This window comes from Streptomyces sp. CB01635, from assembly GCF_002803065.1.
Taxonomy (GTDB): domain Bacteria; phylum Actinomycetota; class Actinomycetes; order Streptomycetales; family Streptomycetaceae; genus Streptomyces.
In genome coordinates this window covers 100,471-117,393 of the sequence record NZ_NNBL01000007.1, presented here as the reverse complement: position 1 = coordinate 117,393, position 16,923 = coordinate 100,471, and the positions used below count along the sequence as shown (strand labels likewise).

The 16,923-nt window shown below is 69.9% G+C and carries 12 protein-coding genes; 4 read left to right on the top strand and 8 right to left on the bottom strand.

All coding sequences use genetic code 11. The features are described 5' to 3' along the window. Positions 1-22: 22 nt before the first annotated feature. From CG723_RS21245 to nsdA, 3 genes are all read right to left on the bottom strand, one after another. Positions 23-361, bottom strand: a complete 339-nt coding sequence (locus CG723_RS21245) for a P-II family nitrogen regulator (protein ID WP_100595057.1) — start codon at positions 359-361, stop codon at positions 23-25. After that, on the bottom strand, positions 358-1,719 hold the full coding sequence (locus CG723_RS21240) for an ammonium transporter (RefSeq protein ID WP_100595056.1): 1,362 nt from the start codon (positions 1,717-1,719) through the stop codon (positions 358-360). The genes CG723_RS21245 and CG723_RS21240 overlap by 4 nt, the downstream gene beginning before the upstream one ends. 303 nt (positions 1,720-2,022) lie before the next feature. Beyond that, positions 2,023-3,495: a transcriptional repressor NsdA gene (nsdA, locus tag CG723_RS21235; RefSeq protein ID WP_100595055.1), complete on the bottom strand. Its 1,473-nt coding sequence runs from the start codon at positions 3,493-3,495 to the stop codon at positions 2,023-2,025. 468 nt (positions 3,496-3,963) lie between these two features. Between nsdA and CG723_RS21230 the strand changes: the two genes are divergently transcribed. After that, positions 3,964-4,641, top strand: coding sequence for a bifunctional DNA primase/polymerase (locus CG723_RS21230; protein ID WP_100595054.1), 678 nt, complete (start codon positions 3,964-3,966; stop codon positions 4,639-4,641). Between the two features lie 326 nt (positions 4,642-4,967). Here the strand turns inward: CG723_RS21230 and ftsY are convergent, their stop codons facing one another. After that, a complete protein-coding gene (gene ftsY / locus CG723_RS21225; RefSeq protein WP_100595053.1) occupies positions 4,968-6,182 on the bottom strand; it encodes a signal recognition particle-docking protein FtsY in 1,215 nt (404 codons plus the stop codon). Between the two features lie 213 nt (positions 6,183-6,395). Between ftsY and CG723_RS21220 the strand changes: the two genes are divergently transcribed. After that, a complete protein-coding gene (locus CG723_RS21220; RefSeq protein ID WP_100595052.1) occupies positions 6,396-7,844 on the top strand; it encodes a cytosine permease in 1,449 nt (482 codons plus the stop codon). A gap of 65 nt (positions 7,845-7,909) precedes the next feature. Continuing rightward, the gene (locus tag CG723_RS21215) at positions 7,910-8,890 is read left to right on the top strand and encodes an LLM class flavin-dependent oxidoreductase (protein WP_100595051.1); all 981 of its coding nucleotides are present in this window, start codon (positions 7,910-7,912) and stop codon (positions 8,888-8,890) included. A 40-nt stretch (positions 8,891-8,930) separates the two neighbouring features. On the opposite strand, the gene CG723_RS21210 is transcribed toward CG723_RS21215, so the two are convergent. The 4 genes from CG723_RS21210 to CG723_RS21195 all read right to left on the bottom strand — a co-directional run bounded on the left by CG723_RS21210 (position 8,931) and on the right by CG723_RS21195 (position 15,619). Further along, complete coding sequence (locus CG723_RS21210; protein WP_100595050.1) at positions 8,931-10,355, bottom strand: sugar porter family MFS transporter; 1,425 nt, start codon at positions 10,353-10,355, stop codon at positions 8,931-8,933. A 313-nt stretch (positions 10,356-10,668) separates the two neighbouring features. Then, the gene (locus CG723_RS21205) at positions 10,669-14,484 is read right to left on the bottom strand and encodes an AAA family ATPase (RefSeq protein ID WP_100595049.1); all 3,816 of its coding nucleotides are present in this window, start codon (positions 14,482-14,484) and stop codon (positions 10,669-10,671) included. 268 nt (positions 14,485-14,752) lie between these two features. Then, a complete protein-coding gene (locus CG723_RS21200; protein ID WP_100595048.1) occupies positions 14,753-14,956 on the bottom strand; it encodes a hypothetical protein in 204 nt (67 codons plus the stop codon). Between the two features lie 381 nt (positions 14,957-15,337). Then, positions 15,338-15,619: an acylphosphatase gene (locus tag CG723_RS21195; protein WP_100595047.1), complete on the bottom strand. Its 282-nt coding sequence runs from the start codon at positions 15,617-15,619 to the stop codon at positions 15,338-15,340. Positions 15,620-15,754: 135 nt separating this feature from the next. Between CG723_RS21195 and CG723_RS21190 the strand changes: the two genes are divergently transcribed. Next, on the top strand, positions 15,755-16,870 hold the full coding sequence (locus tag CG723_RS21190) for a CAP domain-containing protein (RefSeq protein WP_100595046.1): 1,116 nt from the start codon (positions 15,755-15,757) through the stop codon (positions 16,868-16,870). The last annotated feature ends 53 nt before the right edge of the window (positions 16,871-16,923 follow it).

Here is a 16,923-nt window from a genome sequence, read left to right as displayed (position 1 = left end):
CCCAGCGACTCCTCTGTTGCGTTTACAGCGCGTCCGGCCCGCGCTCACCGGTGCGGACCCTGACGGCGGTCTCCACCGGAACGGCCCAGACCTTGCCGTCCCCGATCTTGCCGGTCCTGGCGGCCTTGACCACGACATCGATGAGCTGTTCGGCGTCGTCGTCCTCCACGAGGACCTCTATGCGGATCTTCGGCACGAGGTCGACGGTGTACTCGGCGCCGCGGTAGACCTCGGTGTGGCCGCGCTGACGGCCGTATCCGCTGGCCTCGGTGACGGTCAGGCCCTGGATGCCGAAGGCCTGGAGGGCTTCCTTGATCTCGTCGAGCCGGTGCGGCTTGACGACCGCCGTGATGAGCTTCATGCGTCCACCTTCTTGGTCTGCGCTGCCGACTCGTCGACGGGGCCGGGGCCCGGGCCCGGCGCGGCCGAGCGGAGGACCGTGCCGCCGCCCGCGCCGCTGAAGTCGTACGCGGTCTCGGCGTGCTCGACCTGGTCGATGCCGGAGACCTCGTCGTCCTCGCTGACCCGCATGCCGATCGCCTTGTCGATCAGGAAGGCGAGGATCGCGGAGACGACGAGCGAGTACGCGAGGACCGCGCCGACACCCGCGAGCTGCTTCCACAGCTGGGTCAGGCCGCCGCCGTAGAAGAGGCCCTGCGCGTCGGACTGGCCGCCGCCGGTGGCGAAGAAGCCGATGAGGAGCGAACCGATGACTCCGCCGACGAGGTGGACGCCGACGACGTCGAGCGAGTCGTCGTAGCCGAACCTGTACTTGAGGCCGACGGCCATGGCGCACAGGACACCCGCGATGACGCCGATGGCGATCGCACCGAGCGGCGAGCAGGAGCCGCCGGACGGGGTGATCGCGACGAGGCCCGCGACGGCGCCGGAGGCGGCGCCGAGGGTGGTGCACGCGCCGTGCCGGATCTTCTCGTAGATCAGCCAGGCGAGCATGGCGGCGGCCGTGGCGACCTGCGTGTTGACGAACATCAGCGCGCCGACACCGTCGTCGTTGCCGAGCCACGAGCCCGCGTTGAACCCGAACCAGCCGAACCACAGCAGACCGGCGCCGAGCATCACCAGCGGCAGCGAGTGGGGCCGCATCGGGTCCTTCTTGAAGCCGACGCGCTTGCCGATCACGAGGATCACGCCGAGAGCGGCCGCACCCGCGTTGATGTGGACCGCGGTGCCGCCGGCGAAGTCGATGACCCCGAGGTCGAACGCCCAGCCACCGGTGCCCCAGACCCAGTGCGCGACGGGGAAGTACACGAGCGTCGCCCACAGGGTGATGAACAGCGCCCAGGCGCTGAACTTCACGCGGTCGGCGAGCGCGCCACTTATCAGGGCGGGCGTGATGATCGCGAACATCAGCTGGAACACGGCGAAGACGTAGACCGGGATGGTGTAGCCGTCCCACAGCTGCGTCAGGCCGATGCCGCTGAGCCCGACGTAGTCCGAGGACCAGCCGATCAGGCTGCCGTGGTCGGTGCCGAAGGCGGCGGAGAAGCCGTAGAGGACCCACAGGATCGTGACGATCCCGAGGCTGATGAAGCTCATCATCAGCATGTTCAGGGTGGACTTGACGCGGACCATGCCTCCGTAGAAAAAGGCGAGTCCCGGCGTCATGATCATCACCAGGGCGGAACAGATCAGCATGAACCCTGTATTGGCGGCAGACAGCGTGGGCGTGTCTGCGGCAAGCGTGATGCCTGGGGGCATCGGCGTCTCCTCGTCGTTGGTACGGCCCCGTGCGGGCGAAGCCTGTGCGGTCAAGAGGGGCGGGCCGGTTATGCGCCAAGAGAATGGTGCAGCGCCGTTTCCGTGGACGCCCCTCGATGTTTCGCCGCAGTGACGAAGAGGTCGTGCGTGTTACGCGTCAATGAACTGCCTGATACGGGGTGAGGCGATCGTTATCGTGACGCAACCAACAAAGACCGGCCGCGGCGGCCATCCGGTTGACCTGGCAATGGGGGAGCCGAGTCGGGCAGTCCGGGAGGGCCGGCCGCGGCCGGGGACAAGGGTTCAGACCGCTTCGGCGGTCTCCGGAAGATGGATCGCGAGCTGGTCGGTGAGGTGCGCGACCTCGGCGACGTCCCCGAACTCACGGACCGCGGTGTCCACGGTCTTGCGGATACGGGTGTTGACCCGCTCGGAGCGCACCTTCTTGGCGATGATCATGGCCTGCTCGGCGAGCACCGTGGACTGCTCGGGCTCGCGCTGGAGCAGATGCACCGTTGCCATCCCGATCAGGTTCAGCGCGTACGACCGCTGGTGCTCGGAGTCCTTCTCGAAGAGCTCGACGGCGCGCCGCATGACGGGCTCGGACATGGAGGCGTACGTGGGGCTGCGGCCCGCCACATAGGCGAGGTCGCGGTACGAGTGGGAGTTCTCCCCGTGCAGCTCGGCCTCGGAGAAGAAGCGGATCCAGTCGGGGTCCGGGTCGTCCCAGTCGTCGGCGTCGTGGAAGGTCTCCTCGGCCATCCGGACGGCCCGCTTGCACTTGCCGGGCTGCCCGATGTTCGCGTATGCGCGGGCCTCCATCGCATACAGCATGGCCTGCGTGCGCGGACTCGCGCAGTCGCGGCTGCCGTACTGCGCGAGATGGACGAGTTCCAGCGCGTCGTCGGGCCGGCCGAGGTGGATCATCTGCCGGCTCATGCTGGACAGGACGTACGAGCCGAGCGGCTTGTCGCCGGCTTCCTTGGCCGCGTGCAGGGCGAGGACGAAGTACTTCTGGGCGGTGGGCTGGAGGCCCACGTCGTAGCTCATCCAGCCCGCCAGCTCGGCCAGCTCGGCCGCGACTTTGAAGAGACGCTTCGTCGTGGCCGCCGGCTGGGGCTCCTGGAGCAGGTCGGTCACCTCGTGCAGCTGGCCGACGACGGCCTTTCGGCGCAGCCCGCCGCCGCACTGCGCGTCCCACTGCCGGAACATGACCGTCGTCGACTCCAGGAGGTCGAGCTCCGGCTTCGAGAGCCGGTTCCCGCGGCGCAGGGCCGCCGGGTCGGGCTCCACCACCGGCGTCCCGGGCGTGGGCACGAGCCAGCGCTGCATGGGCTCGATGAGCGCGGGGCCCGCGGAGAGCGCGAGGGCGCTGCCGAGGAACCCGCGGCGCGCCAGCATCAGGTCGCTGCGGGAGAACTCACCGATCAGCGCCACCGTCTGCGGGCCCGTCCACGGCAGGTCGACGCCGGACACGGAGGGCGACTGGTGCGCGGCGCGCAGGCCGAGGTCCTCGACCGCGACGACGCAGCCGAAGCGCTCGGAGAAGAGCTCGGACAGGATCCGCGGGATCGGCTCGCGCGGGTTCTCGCCGTCGAGCCAGCGGCGCACGCGCGAGGTGTCCGTGGAGATGTGATTGGCGCCCAACTGCCGCGCCCGGCGGTTCACTTGGCGCGCCAGCTCGCCCTTCGACCAGCCGCTGCGCAGGAACCACGAGCTCAGCAGCTCATTGGGGCGCTTCTCAGCGTTCGTCACGCTTCCGTCGCTGCCGCCCACTGGAACGCCCCCATCCCTGAAGCCACCTCTTCGCCACCCCGCTGCTGCGGGGTGCGATGTGCGTCAAGCCCTACCAGCATGCCGTCAACTACGGCCGCCCGTCCGGTGGTTGTCACTCCTCGAACAGGAAACCGACTTGCCTCCGGCATACCCAAGAGTGCTCACATCCCAGGGGCTCGTGTACTGAAAGTAATCCTACGATCACCCCTCCGGCCATGGCGAACCCGGAAACGCCACCATTCGCCACCCCTTCGAATGAACTAGGGGAGCGCGGCACACGATTCACTTGACATAGGACGGCCGAAAGTGGGCGGAGCGGTGTACGCCAGGGCGTGCGGCACCGGGTGCACCACCCCCGAAGCTACCGAACGCCGCCCCGAGCCGGCGGTTCACGGCCCCGCGGAAGCAGAGGGTCACGATCCGATTCCGTCTCGTAACCACCGGTGCGCAGGACCCGTTGGAGGGGGCATGGGCTTCACGATCGGCGGCAGCCGCGGGATTCTCGACATCCGGTCCGGTGCGCGGCGCCGCGGCCGCACTTCAGGCCGCGCGTCGGACTGCACCTCGGTGGCCGAGTTCACCGGGCTCTGGGGCTGGGACGCGGTGCCGGGGGCACGCGCCTCGGGCGGCGCCTGCTCGTGCGGCAAGACGAACTGCATCCAACCCGGCGCCCACCCCATCGACCACGCGCCGACCGTCCCGGCGGGGGCCACGCTCGACGAAGTGACCGAGACCTGGGAGCAGTTCCCCGGCGCCGCGGTGATGCTGCCCGTCGGCAGCGCGTTCGACATCATCGACGTGCCCGAGGCGGCCGGCCGTCGCGCGCTCGTCCGCCTGGAGCGGATGGGCCTGCCGCTCGGCCCCGTGACGGCGACGCCCGAGGGACGCGCCCACTTCTTCGTCGCACCGGGCTCCGCCGCCGAACTCGGCTCGCTGCTCTACCGGATGGGCTGGGACGACGCGGCCCTCGACCTGCACGCGCTCGGCCCCGGCACCCACATCACCGCCCCGCCCTCCGACCGCGGCGGCCTCGGCCCGGTCCGGTGGCTGCGCGCCCCCGGACTCGACTCGGCGACCCAGCCCCCGCAGGCCCGCCTCGTCCTCGGCACCCTGGCGTACGTGGCGCATCGCTCCCCGGCGGCCTAGGGCCGGTCGTCAGATTCCCGTCGTCCGCCCTGAGAGCGGGCCTGGCGGCGTCTGGTGCGTGCGATCACAAGGCGCCGGAGAGTCCTCGATCGGGGACCCCCCTGCCCGAGCGAAGCCGAGAGCTTGACGAAGGAGCTACCAGGGCTTTTCGGCAACGCCGCATGGGGGTCCCCCTGCTCGAGCGAAGCCGAGACCATGGGGCAGTGCGTGCCGGACGCCGCCAGGCAGCGGGAATGTGACGACAGGCTCTAGCGGCGGCCCGCACACATGGAAGCGCCCGCTCCCTGAGGAGCGGGCGCTTCCATGTGCGAAGAGACGTCGTACGGCTACTCGCCGATCAGCGCGTCCACGAACGCCTCCGGCTCGAAGGGCGCCAGGTCGTCGGGGCCCTCGCCCAGGCCGATCAGCTTCACCGGCACGCCCAGCTCGCGCTGCACGGCGATGACGATGCCGCCCTTGGCCGTGCCGTCGAGCTTGGTGAGCACGATGCCGGTGATGTCCACCACCTCGGCGAAGACGCGGGCCTGGACCAGGCCGTTCTGCCCGGTCGTCGCGTCGAGGACGAGCAGGATCTCGTCGAGCGGGGCGTGCTTCTCGACGACGCGCTTGACCTTGCCGAGCTCGTCCATGAGGCCGGTCTTGGTGTGCAGGCGGCCCGCGGTGTCGATGAGGACGACGTCGGCGCCCTCCTCGATGCCCTCCTTGACGGCGTCGAAGGCGATGGACGCGGGGTCGCCGCCCTCGGGGCCGCGCACGGTGCGGGCACCGACCCGCTCGCCCCAGGTCTGGAGCTGATCGGCGGCGGCGGCGCGGAAGGTGTCGGCAGCGCCGAGCACCACGTTCCTGCCGTCGGCCACCAGGACGCGGGCGAGCTTGCCGGTGGTGGTGGTCTTGCCGGTGCCGTTGACCCCGACGACCATCACGATGCCCGGGGTGTCGAGGTTCGAGTCGGTCTTGACCGAGCGGTCGAACTCCGGGACGAGGAGCTGGACCAGCTCCTCGCGCAGCAGCGCGCGCAGCTCGTCGGGCGTGCGGGTGCCGAGCACCTTGACGCGCTCGCGCAGCCGGTCGACGAGCTCCTGCGTGGGCTGCACACCGACGTCGGCGGTGAGCAGGGTGTCCTCGATCTCCTCCCAGGTGTCCTCGTCCAGGTGCTCGCGCGAGAGGAGCGTGAGCAGCCCCTTGCCGAGCGCGTTCTGCGAGCGGGAGAGCCGGGAGCGCAGACGCACGAGACGCCCCGCGGTCGGCTCCGGAACCTCGATCTCGGGCGCGGCCGGAGCCGGGGGCTCCTCCACCGCGATGGGCGCGGACGGCTCCGGCTCGACGAGCGGGAGGTCGACCTCCTCGATCGTGCGGCGGGGTTCGTCGCGCGGCGTCTCGGCCTCTTCGCCGACGTGCGGCTCGGCCGGAGGGGCGGTGATGTCGGGCACGGAGGGGGGCGGCGGGGGCAGCTGCTTCCTTCTGCGGCTGCCGACCACGAGCCCGCCGAGTGCGCCGATCACGACCACGGCGATGACTACAGCAAGGATGACGATTTCCATAACGGGTCCAGTATCAGCCATGGGCGCCGGGGGCACCCTCCTTGTGGCTTCCTCCAAAGAACATAAGCCCCTTGAGTGGATTACTCGGACTAAAGTACGATGGAAGAGGATGATGCAACGCGCGTAGAGTCCACAGCGTCCCCTCCCCACACCCCCCACCGGCTCCCCCACCAACACCCACGGAGTCGAGCGAGAGGCACGGAACCCCACCGCATGAGCAAGACCGCCGAATCCGAAGGCGCACTCGAGACCCGTGGCATCGAGCCCGTCCCCGAGTCCGAGCGCACCGCCAGGACCCGTGAGCTGTTCCCCACCTGGGTCGCCGCCAACATCAGTGTGCTGCTGCTCACGATGGGCGCGAGTCTGGTCGTCTCGTACAAGCTCAACTTCTGGCAGGCACTCGTCGTCGCGATCGCCGCCCCCATTGTCTCGTACGGCCTCGTCGGCCTGATCGGCATCGCCGGCAAGCGCGGCGGTGCGCCGGGCATGGCCCTGTCGCGCGCGGTCTTCGGCCAGCGCGGCAACCTGCTGCCGGGCTCGCTCATCTGGGTCGCCCGCTGGGGCTGGGAGACGATCAACGCGGTGACCGGCGCCTACGCCGTGCTCACCGTCCTGGACATCCTCTTCGGCGTGAAGAGCAACAACGTCCTGGTGATCGTCACGCTGCTGCTCTTCGTCGTCACGACGTTCGTGATCTCCGGCCTCGGGATCAACGCCGTACAGAAGTGCAACAAGTACGCGACGTACCTCTTCGGTCTCTTCTCGGTCCTCGTGCTGGCCTACCTGATCGCCAACACCGACTGGACCCGCGTCTTCGACCAGCCCGCGGGCAAGATGTCGCTGATGGTCGCCGGTATCGGCCTGATCGCCGCGGGCGGCGTCAGCTGGATCCCCTCGTCGCCGGACTTCACGCGCTACCTGCCGCGCACGGCCTCGTCGGTCGCGATCGTGCGCAACTCGGTCGGCGGCGCCGGCATCGTCGTCCTGCCGATGGTCCTGATGGGCGCCGTCATGGCGGTCTCCACGCCCGACCTGGCCTCGGCCGCCGACCCGGTCTCCTTCCTCGGCGAGATCCTGCCGCTGTGGATCGCGGTCCCGTACCTCCTGATCGCCCTGGTCGGCATGCTGCTGATCAACTCGATGTCGATGTACTCGGCGGGCTTCACCGCCCAGACCCTCGGCTTCAAGGTCCCGCGCCACTGGGCCGTCTCGATCAACGCGCTCATCTCGCTGATCTTCGGCGGCATCCTGATGCTCGTCGCGACCAGCTTCATGGGCTCGTTCATCGCCTTCCTCTCGCTGCTCGCGGTGGCGTTCTCGGCCTGGGTCGGCGTCTTCGGCGCCGACATGCTGCGGCGCAAGGAGTACGACGCCGAGGCCCTCGTCGACACCACGCGCACCAGCGCCTACTGGTACACGGGCGGCTTCAGCCCGGCAGCCGTCGCCTCCTGGGCGATCGGCCTGCTCGGGGGCCTGATGTTCACCACGTCCGACTGGTTCACCGGCCCGCTCGCCGCCAACAACCCGATCGGCGAGTACGGCCTCGGCTGGGTCGCCACGATCGTGATCTCCGGCCTGCTGTACGTGGTCCTGCCGAAGCCCGCCGTCGCCGCCACCTCCGAGATCTCCGCCGAAGAGGAGCGCGAGACTCTGGCTGTCTGACGCTCCGTCAGCTACCGTCCCCCTTCACCAGCGGCCCAACTCCGCCCTGTGAAGGGGGACTTCTCATGCCCGTCACGGTCGTGCGCTTCAACCTCGTGGACCCTGCGGCGACGCCCGAATCGCTGAGCGCCCGCTACAGGGCGGCCGTCGAGATGGCGGCGTACGCCGACGACCGCGGCATCTCCACCGTCCAGACCGAGGAGCACCACGGCGTCGCCAACAACTGGCTGCCGTCGCCCTTCACCTTCGCGGGCGCCGTCTTCGGCGCGACCCGGCGCATCGCCGTCACGGTCTCCGCGATCATCGGCCCGCTGCACGATCCGCTGCGCCTCGCGGAGGACATCGCCGTACTCGATCTGCTCAGCGGCGGCCGGCTCGTCACCGTGGCCGGAATCGGCTACCGGCCCGAGGAGTACGGCCAGTTCGACGTCGAGTGGAAGCGGCGGGGCAAGCTCCAGGACGAGCTTCTCGACACCCTGCTCAAGGCGTGGACGGGCGAGGAGTTCGACTTCCGCGGCCGCACGGTCCGCGTCACTCCGCGCCCGTTCACCCAGCCCCACCCGCTGCTCCTGGTCGGCGGGTCCTCGCGGGCGGCGGCGCGGCGGGCGGCCCGCCTCGGCCTGCCGTTCTTCCCGAGCGCGCATCTGCCCGAACTCGAGGCGTACTACAAGGAACAGCTCGTCGAGCACGGCACCGAGGGCTGGACCATGATGCCCGCGGCGGTCACCCCGCTGCTGCACGTCGCCGAGGACCCCGACCGCGTCTGGGTCGAGCACGGCGAGCACTTCCTGCACGAGGCACGGACGTACGCGTCCTGGCAGTCCGGCGACATCAAGTCGGCGGTGAAGTCCGGCGCTACGACAGTCGACGAGCTGCGCGCCGAGGGCGTCTACCGGATCCTCACGCCCGACGAGTGCGTGGAGCAGGCCCTCGACAGCTATGTGCTGCACCCGTTGTCGGGCGGTATGCCGGTCGACGAGGGCTGGCGCAGCCTGCATCTGTTCTGCGAAAACGTACTGCCCCGGCTCGAAGACCGTGCGGTCTGAGCCGGGGCAGTGACGAGGGTGAGGAGATGGCAGCGGGGACTTAACCCATCTCCTCCAACGCCTTGCCCTTGGTCTCCTTCACGAACTTGAGTACGAAGGGGATCGAGAGCGCGGCGAAGATTGTGTAAATGACGTACGTCCCGGAGAGGTTCCAGTCGGCCAGCGACGGGAAGCTCGCGGTGATGGCCCAGTTGGCGATCCACTGCGCGGACGCGGCCACGCCGAGCGCCGCTGCGCGGATCTTGTTCGGGAACATCTCGCCGAGGAAGACCCAGACGACGACACCCCAGGACAGGGCGAAGAACAGGACGAAGAAGTGGGCGGCGATCAGGGCGACCCAGCCCTGCGTGGCCGGCAGCTTGCCGTCCACCAGGTCGTACGAGAACGCCCAGGCCTCCAGCGCGAGACCGATGACCATGCCGACGGAACCGACCAGGGCCAGCGGCTTACGGCCGACGCGGTCCACCAGGAGCATCGCGATCACGGTGCCGATGATGTTGATGATCGACGTGGTGAACGAGTAGAAGAACGAGTCCGTCGGGTTCACGCCGACCGACTGCCACAGCGTCGAGGAGTAGTAGAACGCGACGTTGATGCCGACGAACTGCTGGAAGACCGAGAGGCCGATACCGATCCAGACGATCGGCTTGAAGTAGAGACCGCCGTTGCCCTTGCCGGAGAGCAGGTCCTTGAACGTGGACTTGTGCTCGCTCTTCATCGCGTGCTCGATCTCGGTGACGCGGGCGTCCAGGTCGATCTTCGTGCCCTCGACCTCGGCGAGGATCTCCTTGGCCCTGGCCTCCTTGCCCACCGAGATGAGGAAGCGCGGCGACTCGGGGATCGCGAAGGACAGCATGCCGTAGAGAACGGCCGGGATGACCATCACGCCGAGCATGACCTGCCAGGCCTCGAGGCCCAGGACCTGACCACGCTGGTCGCCGCCGGCGGCCTGCAGGATGCCGTAGTTGACGAGCTGTGAGATGGCGATGCCGACGACGATCGCGGCCTGCTGGAAGGAGCCGAGGCGGCCGCGGTACGCGGGCGGCGAGACCTCGGCGATGTAGGCCGGGCCGATGACGGAGGCCATGCCGATGCCGAAGCCGCCGACGATCCGCCAGAAGGCCAGGTCCCAGAGGGCGAAGGGCAGTGCGGAGCCGACGGCGCTGATCGTGAAGAGGACGGCCGCGATCTGCATGCAGCGGATACGGCCGATGCGGTCCGCGATCCGGCCGGCGGTGGCCGCGCCGATCGCACAGCCGATCAGGGCGATGGCGATGACCTGGGCGAGCGTTCCGGAGCCGATGTCGTACCGGTCACGGATGGCCTCGACGGCTCCGTTGATCACGGAACTGTCGTAGCCGAAGAGAAAGCCGCCCATCGCGGCCGCCGCCGTGATGAAGATGACGTGGCCGAGATGGTCGGGGTGAGCCTCTCGGGCGCTCGGCGGCTTCGCTGTGCTGGTCACGGTTTACTCCTCGGGCCACCGGCAACGGTGCCGGGGGTGGGGGTGAGAGCCCTTCCAGTGGCGCACAACTTCACGCCGCCCACCACCTGAAGGTAAAAGCAACGTTGCAGAGACTATGCCTTCAAGTTTCGAAGTCAAGAGGGGGGTAACTGTGAACTTCAGACGCCCTGGTCACAGACATCATTCAAGTCTTGAACGATTGCCAGGGAGTGATCTTGTGACTGGTCTCGCGGCCGACGCCGCGGCTGATGCCGCACCGGTGAACGGGGTACGGGCGGGCCGGTGACCGATGTCCGGGCGGCCCGGCGCGCGGTCAGCGCAGCCGCTGACTGATCACCTTCGACACCCCGTCGCCCTGCATCGACACCCCGTAGAGCGCGTCGGCGACCTCCATCGTGCGCTTCTGGTGCGTGATCACGATGAGCTGGGAGGCCTCCTGGAGCTCCTGCATGATGCGGATGAGGCGCTGGAGGTTGGTGTCGTCGAGGGCGGCCTCGACCTCGTCCATCACGTAGAAGGGACTGGGCCGCGCCTTGAAGATCGAGACGAGCAGCGCCACGGCGGTCAGGGAGCGCTCGCCGCCGGAGAGCAGCGAGAGCCGCTTGACCTTCTTGCCCGGTGGGCGGGCCTCCACGTCGACGCCCGTGGTGAGCATGTTGTCGGGATCGGTCAGGATCAGCCGTCCGTCGCCGCCGGGGAAGAGCCGGCTGAAGACACCCTCGAACTCTCGGGCTGTGTCCCGGTACGCCTCGGTGAAGACCTGCTCGACGCGCTCGTCGACCTCCTTCACCACCTGAAGGAGATCGCTCCTCGTCTTCTTCAGGTCCTCGAGCTGCTCGCTGAGGAACTTGTGGCGCTCCTCCAGCGCGGCAAACTCCTCCAGAGCCAGCGGATTCACTTTTCCCAGCTGCTGATACGCCCGTTCGGCTGACTTGAGCCGCTTCTCCTGCTCCGCGCGCACGAACGGCCGCGGCTGATTGCGCGGGTGCTCGGGGTCGTCGGGCAGCTCCTCGCCCTCGGCCGGAAGCGAGGGCGGTACGGGCTGCTGCGGCCCGTACTCCGCTACGAGTCCCGCTGGTTCGACGCCGAGTTCCTCCAGCGCCTTGGCCTCCAGCTGCTCGATCCGCAGCCGCTTCTCGGCGCCGAGCACCTCGCCCCGGTGCACCGAGTCCGTCAGCTTGTCGAGCTCCGCCTTCAGGTCCCGGCCGCGGGCCCGCTCGGCGACGAGCTCCCGCTCCCGCTCGCCCTTGGCGCTCTCGGCGGACGCCCGCTCCTGCTCGGCCCGTCCTACGGATACCTCGACGTGGGCGAGCAACTGCCGGGCGCCGGAGGCCACCGCCTCGGCCACGGCCGCCTCGTGGCGCAGCCTGGAGCGCTGCCGCTCCGCACGCGCGCGTGCCTCGCGCTCAGCGCGGGCCGCCCGGTCCAGCGAATCTGCGCGTCCGGCAAGGCCCTTCACGCGCTCCTCGTGCGTACGCGCCTGGAGCCGGGCCTCCATCTCGGTCTGGCGGGCGTTGGCCCCGTCGGCGGCGAGCCGGTCGCGTACCGCGGTGTCCGGCTCCTCGTCGGCCGGCATCTCCTCGGCGACGGCGAGCCGTTCCGCCAGCTCCTCGGCGTCCATTACGGCCTTCTCCAGCGCGTCCTGCGCCTTGGCGGCCGCGGCGGCGCTGCGCTCGGCCTCCCCGGCCGCGCCTCGCGCCTGTCCGGACAGACGGCCGAGCTGCTGCGCCACGGACGACTTCTCGCGGTCGGCGGCCCGGCGCCGCTCCCCCAGCTCCTCCACGAGAGCGGCGGCGTCCGCGCGCCGGGCGACCGCGGCGCGCTGCGCCTCGGCCAGCTCCTCGCAGCGGACCCCGAGCTCGGCCAGCTCGCCCGCGGCCTCGTCGACGGAGGCCTGCACCTCGAGAAGACTGGGCGCACCGGCGGAACCGCCCTGCGCGAAGTGCGCCCCGAGCAGGTCCCCTTCAGCGGTGACTGCGGTCAGCTCGGGCCGCGCGTAGACAAGATCCTCGGCATCCTCGAGCGTCCCGACGACCACGATCCCCCGCAGCAGCAGCCGCACGGCAGGCATCAACTCGGAGGGCCCGCGCACGAAATCGGCCACGAGCGGCGGCCCGTCCCCACTCCGCGCAGCCCGTCCCGGGTACGCACGCCCCGAGCCACCGAGCCCCTCACCGACATCGCCCGCCCCGGTCGCCGACGCGGCACTCGCCGGATGGGAGCCACCACGGTGTACGTCACCAGTGCCGTCACCACCACCCGCGGCCCCGCCACCAGGCGAACCCCCGGCCGAGGCGGACATGCCGCCGGCCGCCGCCGCGGAAACGCCACCATCACCACCAGCCACAGGCCCACCACCGACCGACCCCCCGGCCGACGACGCGCCCCCACCCCCGGCCCAAGCGGAATCCTCCCCCGCCAGCAGCAGCGCCGCGCGCCCCGCGTCCTGTTTGCGCAGGAGGCGGATCGCTTCCGCGGCGGAGGCGGGGGTGGTCACGGCGATGGCGTCGGCCGCGGCGCCGAACGCCGCGGCGACCGGGACCTCGAAGCCTGGGGTGACGGAGAGCAGTTCGGCCGCGGGGCCGAGGACTCCGGTCAGTCGGTCGCGGGCCCCGAGCAGCGCGCCGGTGCCGTCCTTGCGGCGCAGCCCGAGCGCGAGGGCGTCATGCCTGGCGGAGACAGCGGCCCGCTTGCGCTCCGCGGACGTCAGGGCTTCCCTGGCCGCCGTCAGCGCGGACTCCGCGTCGGCGAGGGCGGCCCTGGCCGCGTCGTGCCGGTCCCCGAGCTCCGCGTCCCCGGCGTCGAGGTCGTCCACCTCGACCTTGAGCTGCTCGTACTCCTCCTGCGCCGCGACGGCCCGCTCCCGCGCCTCGTCCCGCGTGGCGGCCAGCCGGTCGATCTCGGCCTGCGCCGCGGCGGCCCGCGAACGGGCGGCGTTGACCTGCCCGTTCAGCCGCGCGAGCCCCTCGCGCCGGTCGGCGATGGCCCGGGCGGCGTCCTTGAGCCGGCGCTCCTCGGCCGCCAACTCCCGTTCCAGGTCGGCCCGGTGGGCCACCGTGTCGTCGAGAGCGCGCTCGGCCGCTTCGAGCGCGGCCTCCAGTTCGGCCTCCTGCTCGCGGATCCGGGCGGCCTCGCGCTCCATGTCCTCGGGGTCACGCCCGCGCCGCTCCTCCGCGGGGGCTGACGTCGCGCTCTTGACCCGCGCGTCGGCCAGCGAGACGGTGCCGCGCACCCGCTCGGCCAGTTGCGACAACTCGTACCAGGTCTGCTGGGCGCGCTGGAGCCGCGGCGTGAGCTGCCTGACCTCGGCCTCCAGGAGCGCCTCACGCTGGAGTGCCTTCTTCAGCTCGGCCTCGGCGGCGTCCTTGCGTTCCTTGAGCGCCGCCTCGTCCTCGATCTCGGCGCGCAGCGCACCCCGCATCCGTACGAGGTCGTCGGCGAGGAGGCGCAGCCGCGCGTCGCGCAGGTCGGCCTGGATGACGGCGGCGCGGCGCGCGACGGCGGCCTGGCGCCCGAGCGGCTTCAACTGCCGCCGCAACTCGTCCGTAAGGTCCTGCACGCGCGCGAGATTGGCCTTCATCGCGTCCAGTTTCCGCAGCGCCTTCTCCTTGCGCTTGCGGTGCTTGAGGACGCCGGCGGCCTCCTCGATGAACGCCCTGCGCCCCATCGGGTCGGCGTGGAGCACGGAGTCGAGCTGGCCCTGCCCGACGATGACATGCATCTCGCGCCCGATACCGGAGTCGGACAGCAACTCCTGGATGTCGAGCAGCCTGCACGTGTCGCCGTTGATCTGGTATTCGCTGCCGCCGTTGCGGAACATGATCCGCGTGATGGTGACCTCGGCGTACTCGATGGGCAGCGCGCCGTCGGAGTTGTCGATGGTCAGCGACACCTCGGCGCGGCCGAGCGGCGGGCGCCCGGTCGTGCCGGCGAAGATGACGTCCTCCATCTTGCCGCCGCGCAGCGACTTCGCACCCTGCTCGCCCATGACCCAGCTGAGGGCGTCCACGACATTGGACTTGCCCGAGCCATTGGGGCCGACGACGCAGGTGATGCCCGGCTCGAACCGCAATGTGGTGGCCGAGGCGAACGATTTGAACCCGCGCAGGGTCAGGGCCTTGAGGTGCACGCCGCCGGACTCTACCCGCCACGCGTGTCTCACTCCATGAACCCGCGGTTTCACCCAGGAAAGTGCAGGGCACATCAGACGTTAAAGAAAGACGTCGACGCGCGGAGCATCGGCGGGGCATTCGAGGGGGCGCGGCACGGGGCGGCTCACGGGGAGCGGAAAGTCAGAAAGAAGGGACGCGAAAAGCGTCCCTTGCAGATCTGAGCAATCTGATCAAGCGGCTTGATGAAAGGGCTGCCTGACCACTGGTGTCGTGTGCGGGATGTGGTCAGGTGAGCGCAGGCTCCGCCTGGGGTACGTCGATGCTCTCGAGGAGCGAGTCGTGAGAAGCGGCAGCCGCGAGCGCGTCGTTCTCGGACTGGATCCGAACGAGTTCGGACTCAAGATCCTGGACGCGCTGCTGGAGCCGTCGCATCTCGGCGAGGAGTCGCGGGTCGGAACCGCCGACGTAACCGAGAAGCGCCTTTGCCATGATGGATGGTCCTCCACAATGAGTGACCGACCGAAGCGGTGTGGGTCGTGAGGGAATCGCACCCGCGGTGCCTGGCACTCGTTGTCTTGCTGCCGTTCATACATGCCAAACAGCTAAGGTGCGCGGGGCTTCCAGAGTCTCACCAAAAAGTTTGACGGTCAACACGATCACACCCCGTATCGACGGGTGAGCCCGGGGGCGCGGCGCCGTGAATACTTCGGCGCGGCCTCACTTCGGGCCCCTGGGGGCGTGGAGATCATCCTTACTTCGCGAGCCTGCCACGACGAGCGCTTATTGGCAACCACCAGGTCATTCATGCCCCACGCAGTTGCCCTGAGCATGCCATGAACACCTCTTGAGGGCCTGGCCTGCGCGTCCTTCTCAGCGAATGGCGAAGTCGGCGTATCCGCCGCGCGGGGCGTCCCAGATCTCGGTGACTCCGTCGACCCTCCCGGGTGTGTCGCCGTCGCGAAGCCAGTCGAGAAGGCCCTGACAGCTCGCGCGTGAGCCCTCCGCGACGACCTGGACCCGGCCGTCGTCCAAATTGAGAGCAAAGCCACTCAGGCCGCCGATCTCAAGAGCCTTCGCCCGGGTGAACCAGCGAAAACCCACACGCTGGACGCGTCCGCGCACCCAGGCGGTGATGCGTACGTCTTCGTTCATAAGGGGCACGCTAACCGGCCAATTGCACTCGGAGCACTTCGCCCCCTTCCGCCTTGCGGTACCGTCCCGGACCAATGCGACTCACTCGAACGGGTGAGTCGCATTACCCACAGCGAGGACGAGGAAGGCCACAAGATGGGACGCCACCGACGCGCCGACGCCGGCCGCGCCGCCACGGGTCGCGCCACGGACAGCACGGCCGGTTCGCATGCCGGGCACGACGGTACGTACAAGGCCGGGTACAACGGCGCGTACGACGGCGCGCACGCGGAGACGTACACACCCGACGGATTCACCTCCCCGTACAACGCAAGCCCGCACACCACGGCGAACGGCGACCTGGGCTGGGCGTTCGACGACGTCTACCCGGGCGAGCCCGAAGCCGCATACACACCCTCCGGGAGCCCGGGCGGCTCGCACCGCCACAGGAAGCGCGTCGCCAGGCCGGTGCGGACGGGGCTCCTCGGAGTCTCCGCCGCCGTGGCGATGGGCGCCGTCGCGGTGGCCTCCGGGGTGGTCCCCGGCATGGACAACTACTCGCTGGGCGGCGGCGCCGACAAGGTGCGCGCCGCCGACTCCCCTTCGGGGCTCGAGACGCAGGGCGGTACGGACGGCAGCGCCGACCGCGCCCCGTCCTCCGCGAGCCGCAGCGCCGAGCGCTCGGACTCTCCTTCCGCTTCCCCTTCGCAGTCTTCGTCGAAGCCGTCGTCGAACCCGTCAAAGACGGCTTCGACGAGCAAGTCCTCCAGTTCCGCTTCGGATTCCGATTCCGGCGGTGCGGCGACCTCGCCCAAGACCGCGACCCCGCCGAAGACCGCCACCACGAAGCCGCAGCCCCCGGCTGCGGCGCCGAGCCTTAAGGCCCCGTCCGGCGAGGCGTCGGCCGAGGCCCAGGTGCTCGCGCTGGTCAACACGGAGCGGGCCAAGGCCGGCTGCGGGCCGGTGACCGCGGACGGCGGCCTCGCCGCCCTCGCCGGGAACTTCAGCGAGGACATGGCGGCGCGGGGCTTCTTCGACCACACGGATCCGGATGGCGCGACGCCCTGGGACCGCGCGAAGAAGGCCGGCATAACGGACCTGGGCGGCGAGAACATAGCCCGGGGCCAGGCCAACGCCCAGTCCGTCATGGACTCCTGGATGAACAGCCCCGGCCACCGCGCGAACATCCTCAACTGCGACTACAAGACGCTGGGTGTCGGCGTGCACTTCGGGTCGGGCGGCCCGTGGTGGACGCAGGACTTCGGTTTCTGACCGCACCGGCCGGCCACATGTCCCGGCACTAACTGATGGTTAGCGCACCCCAG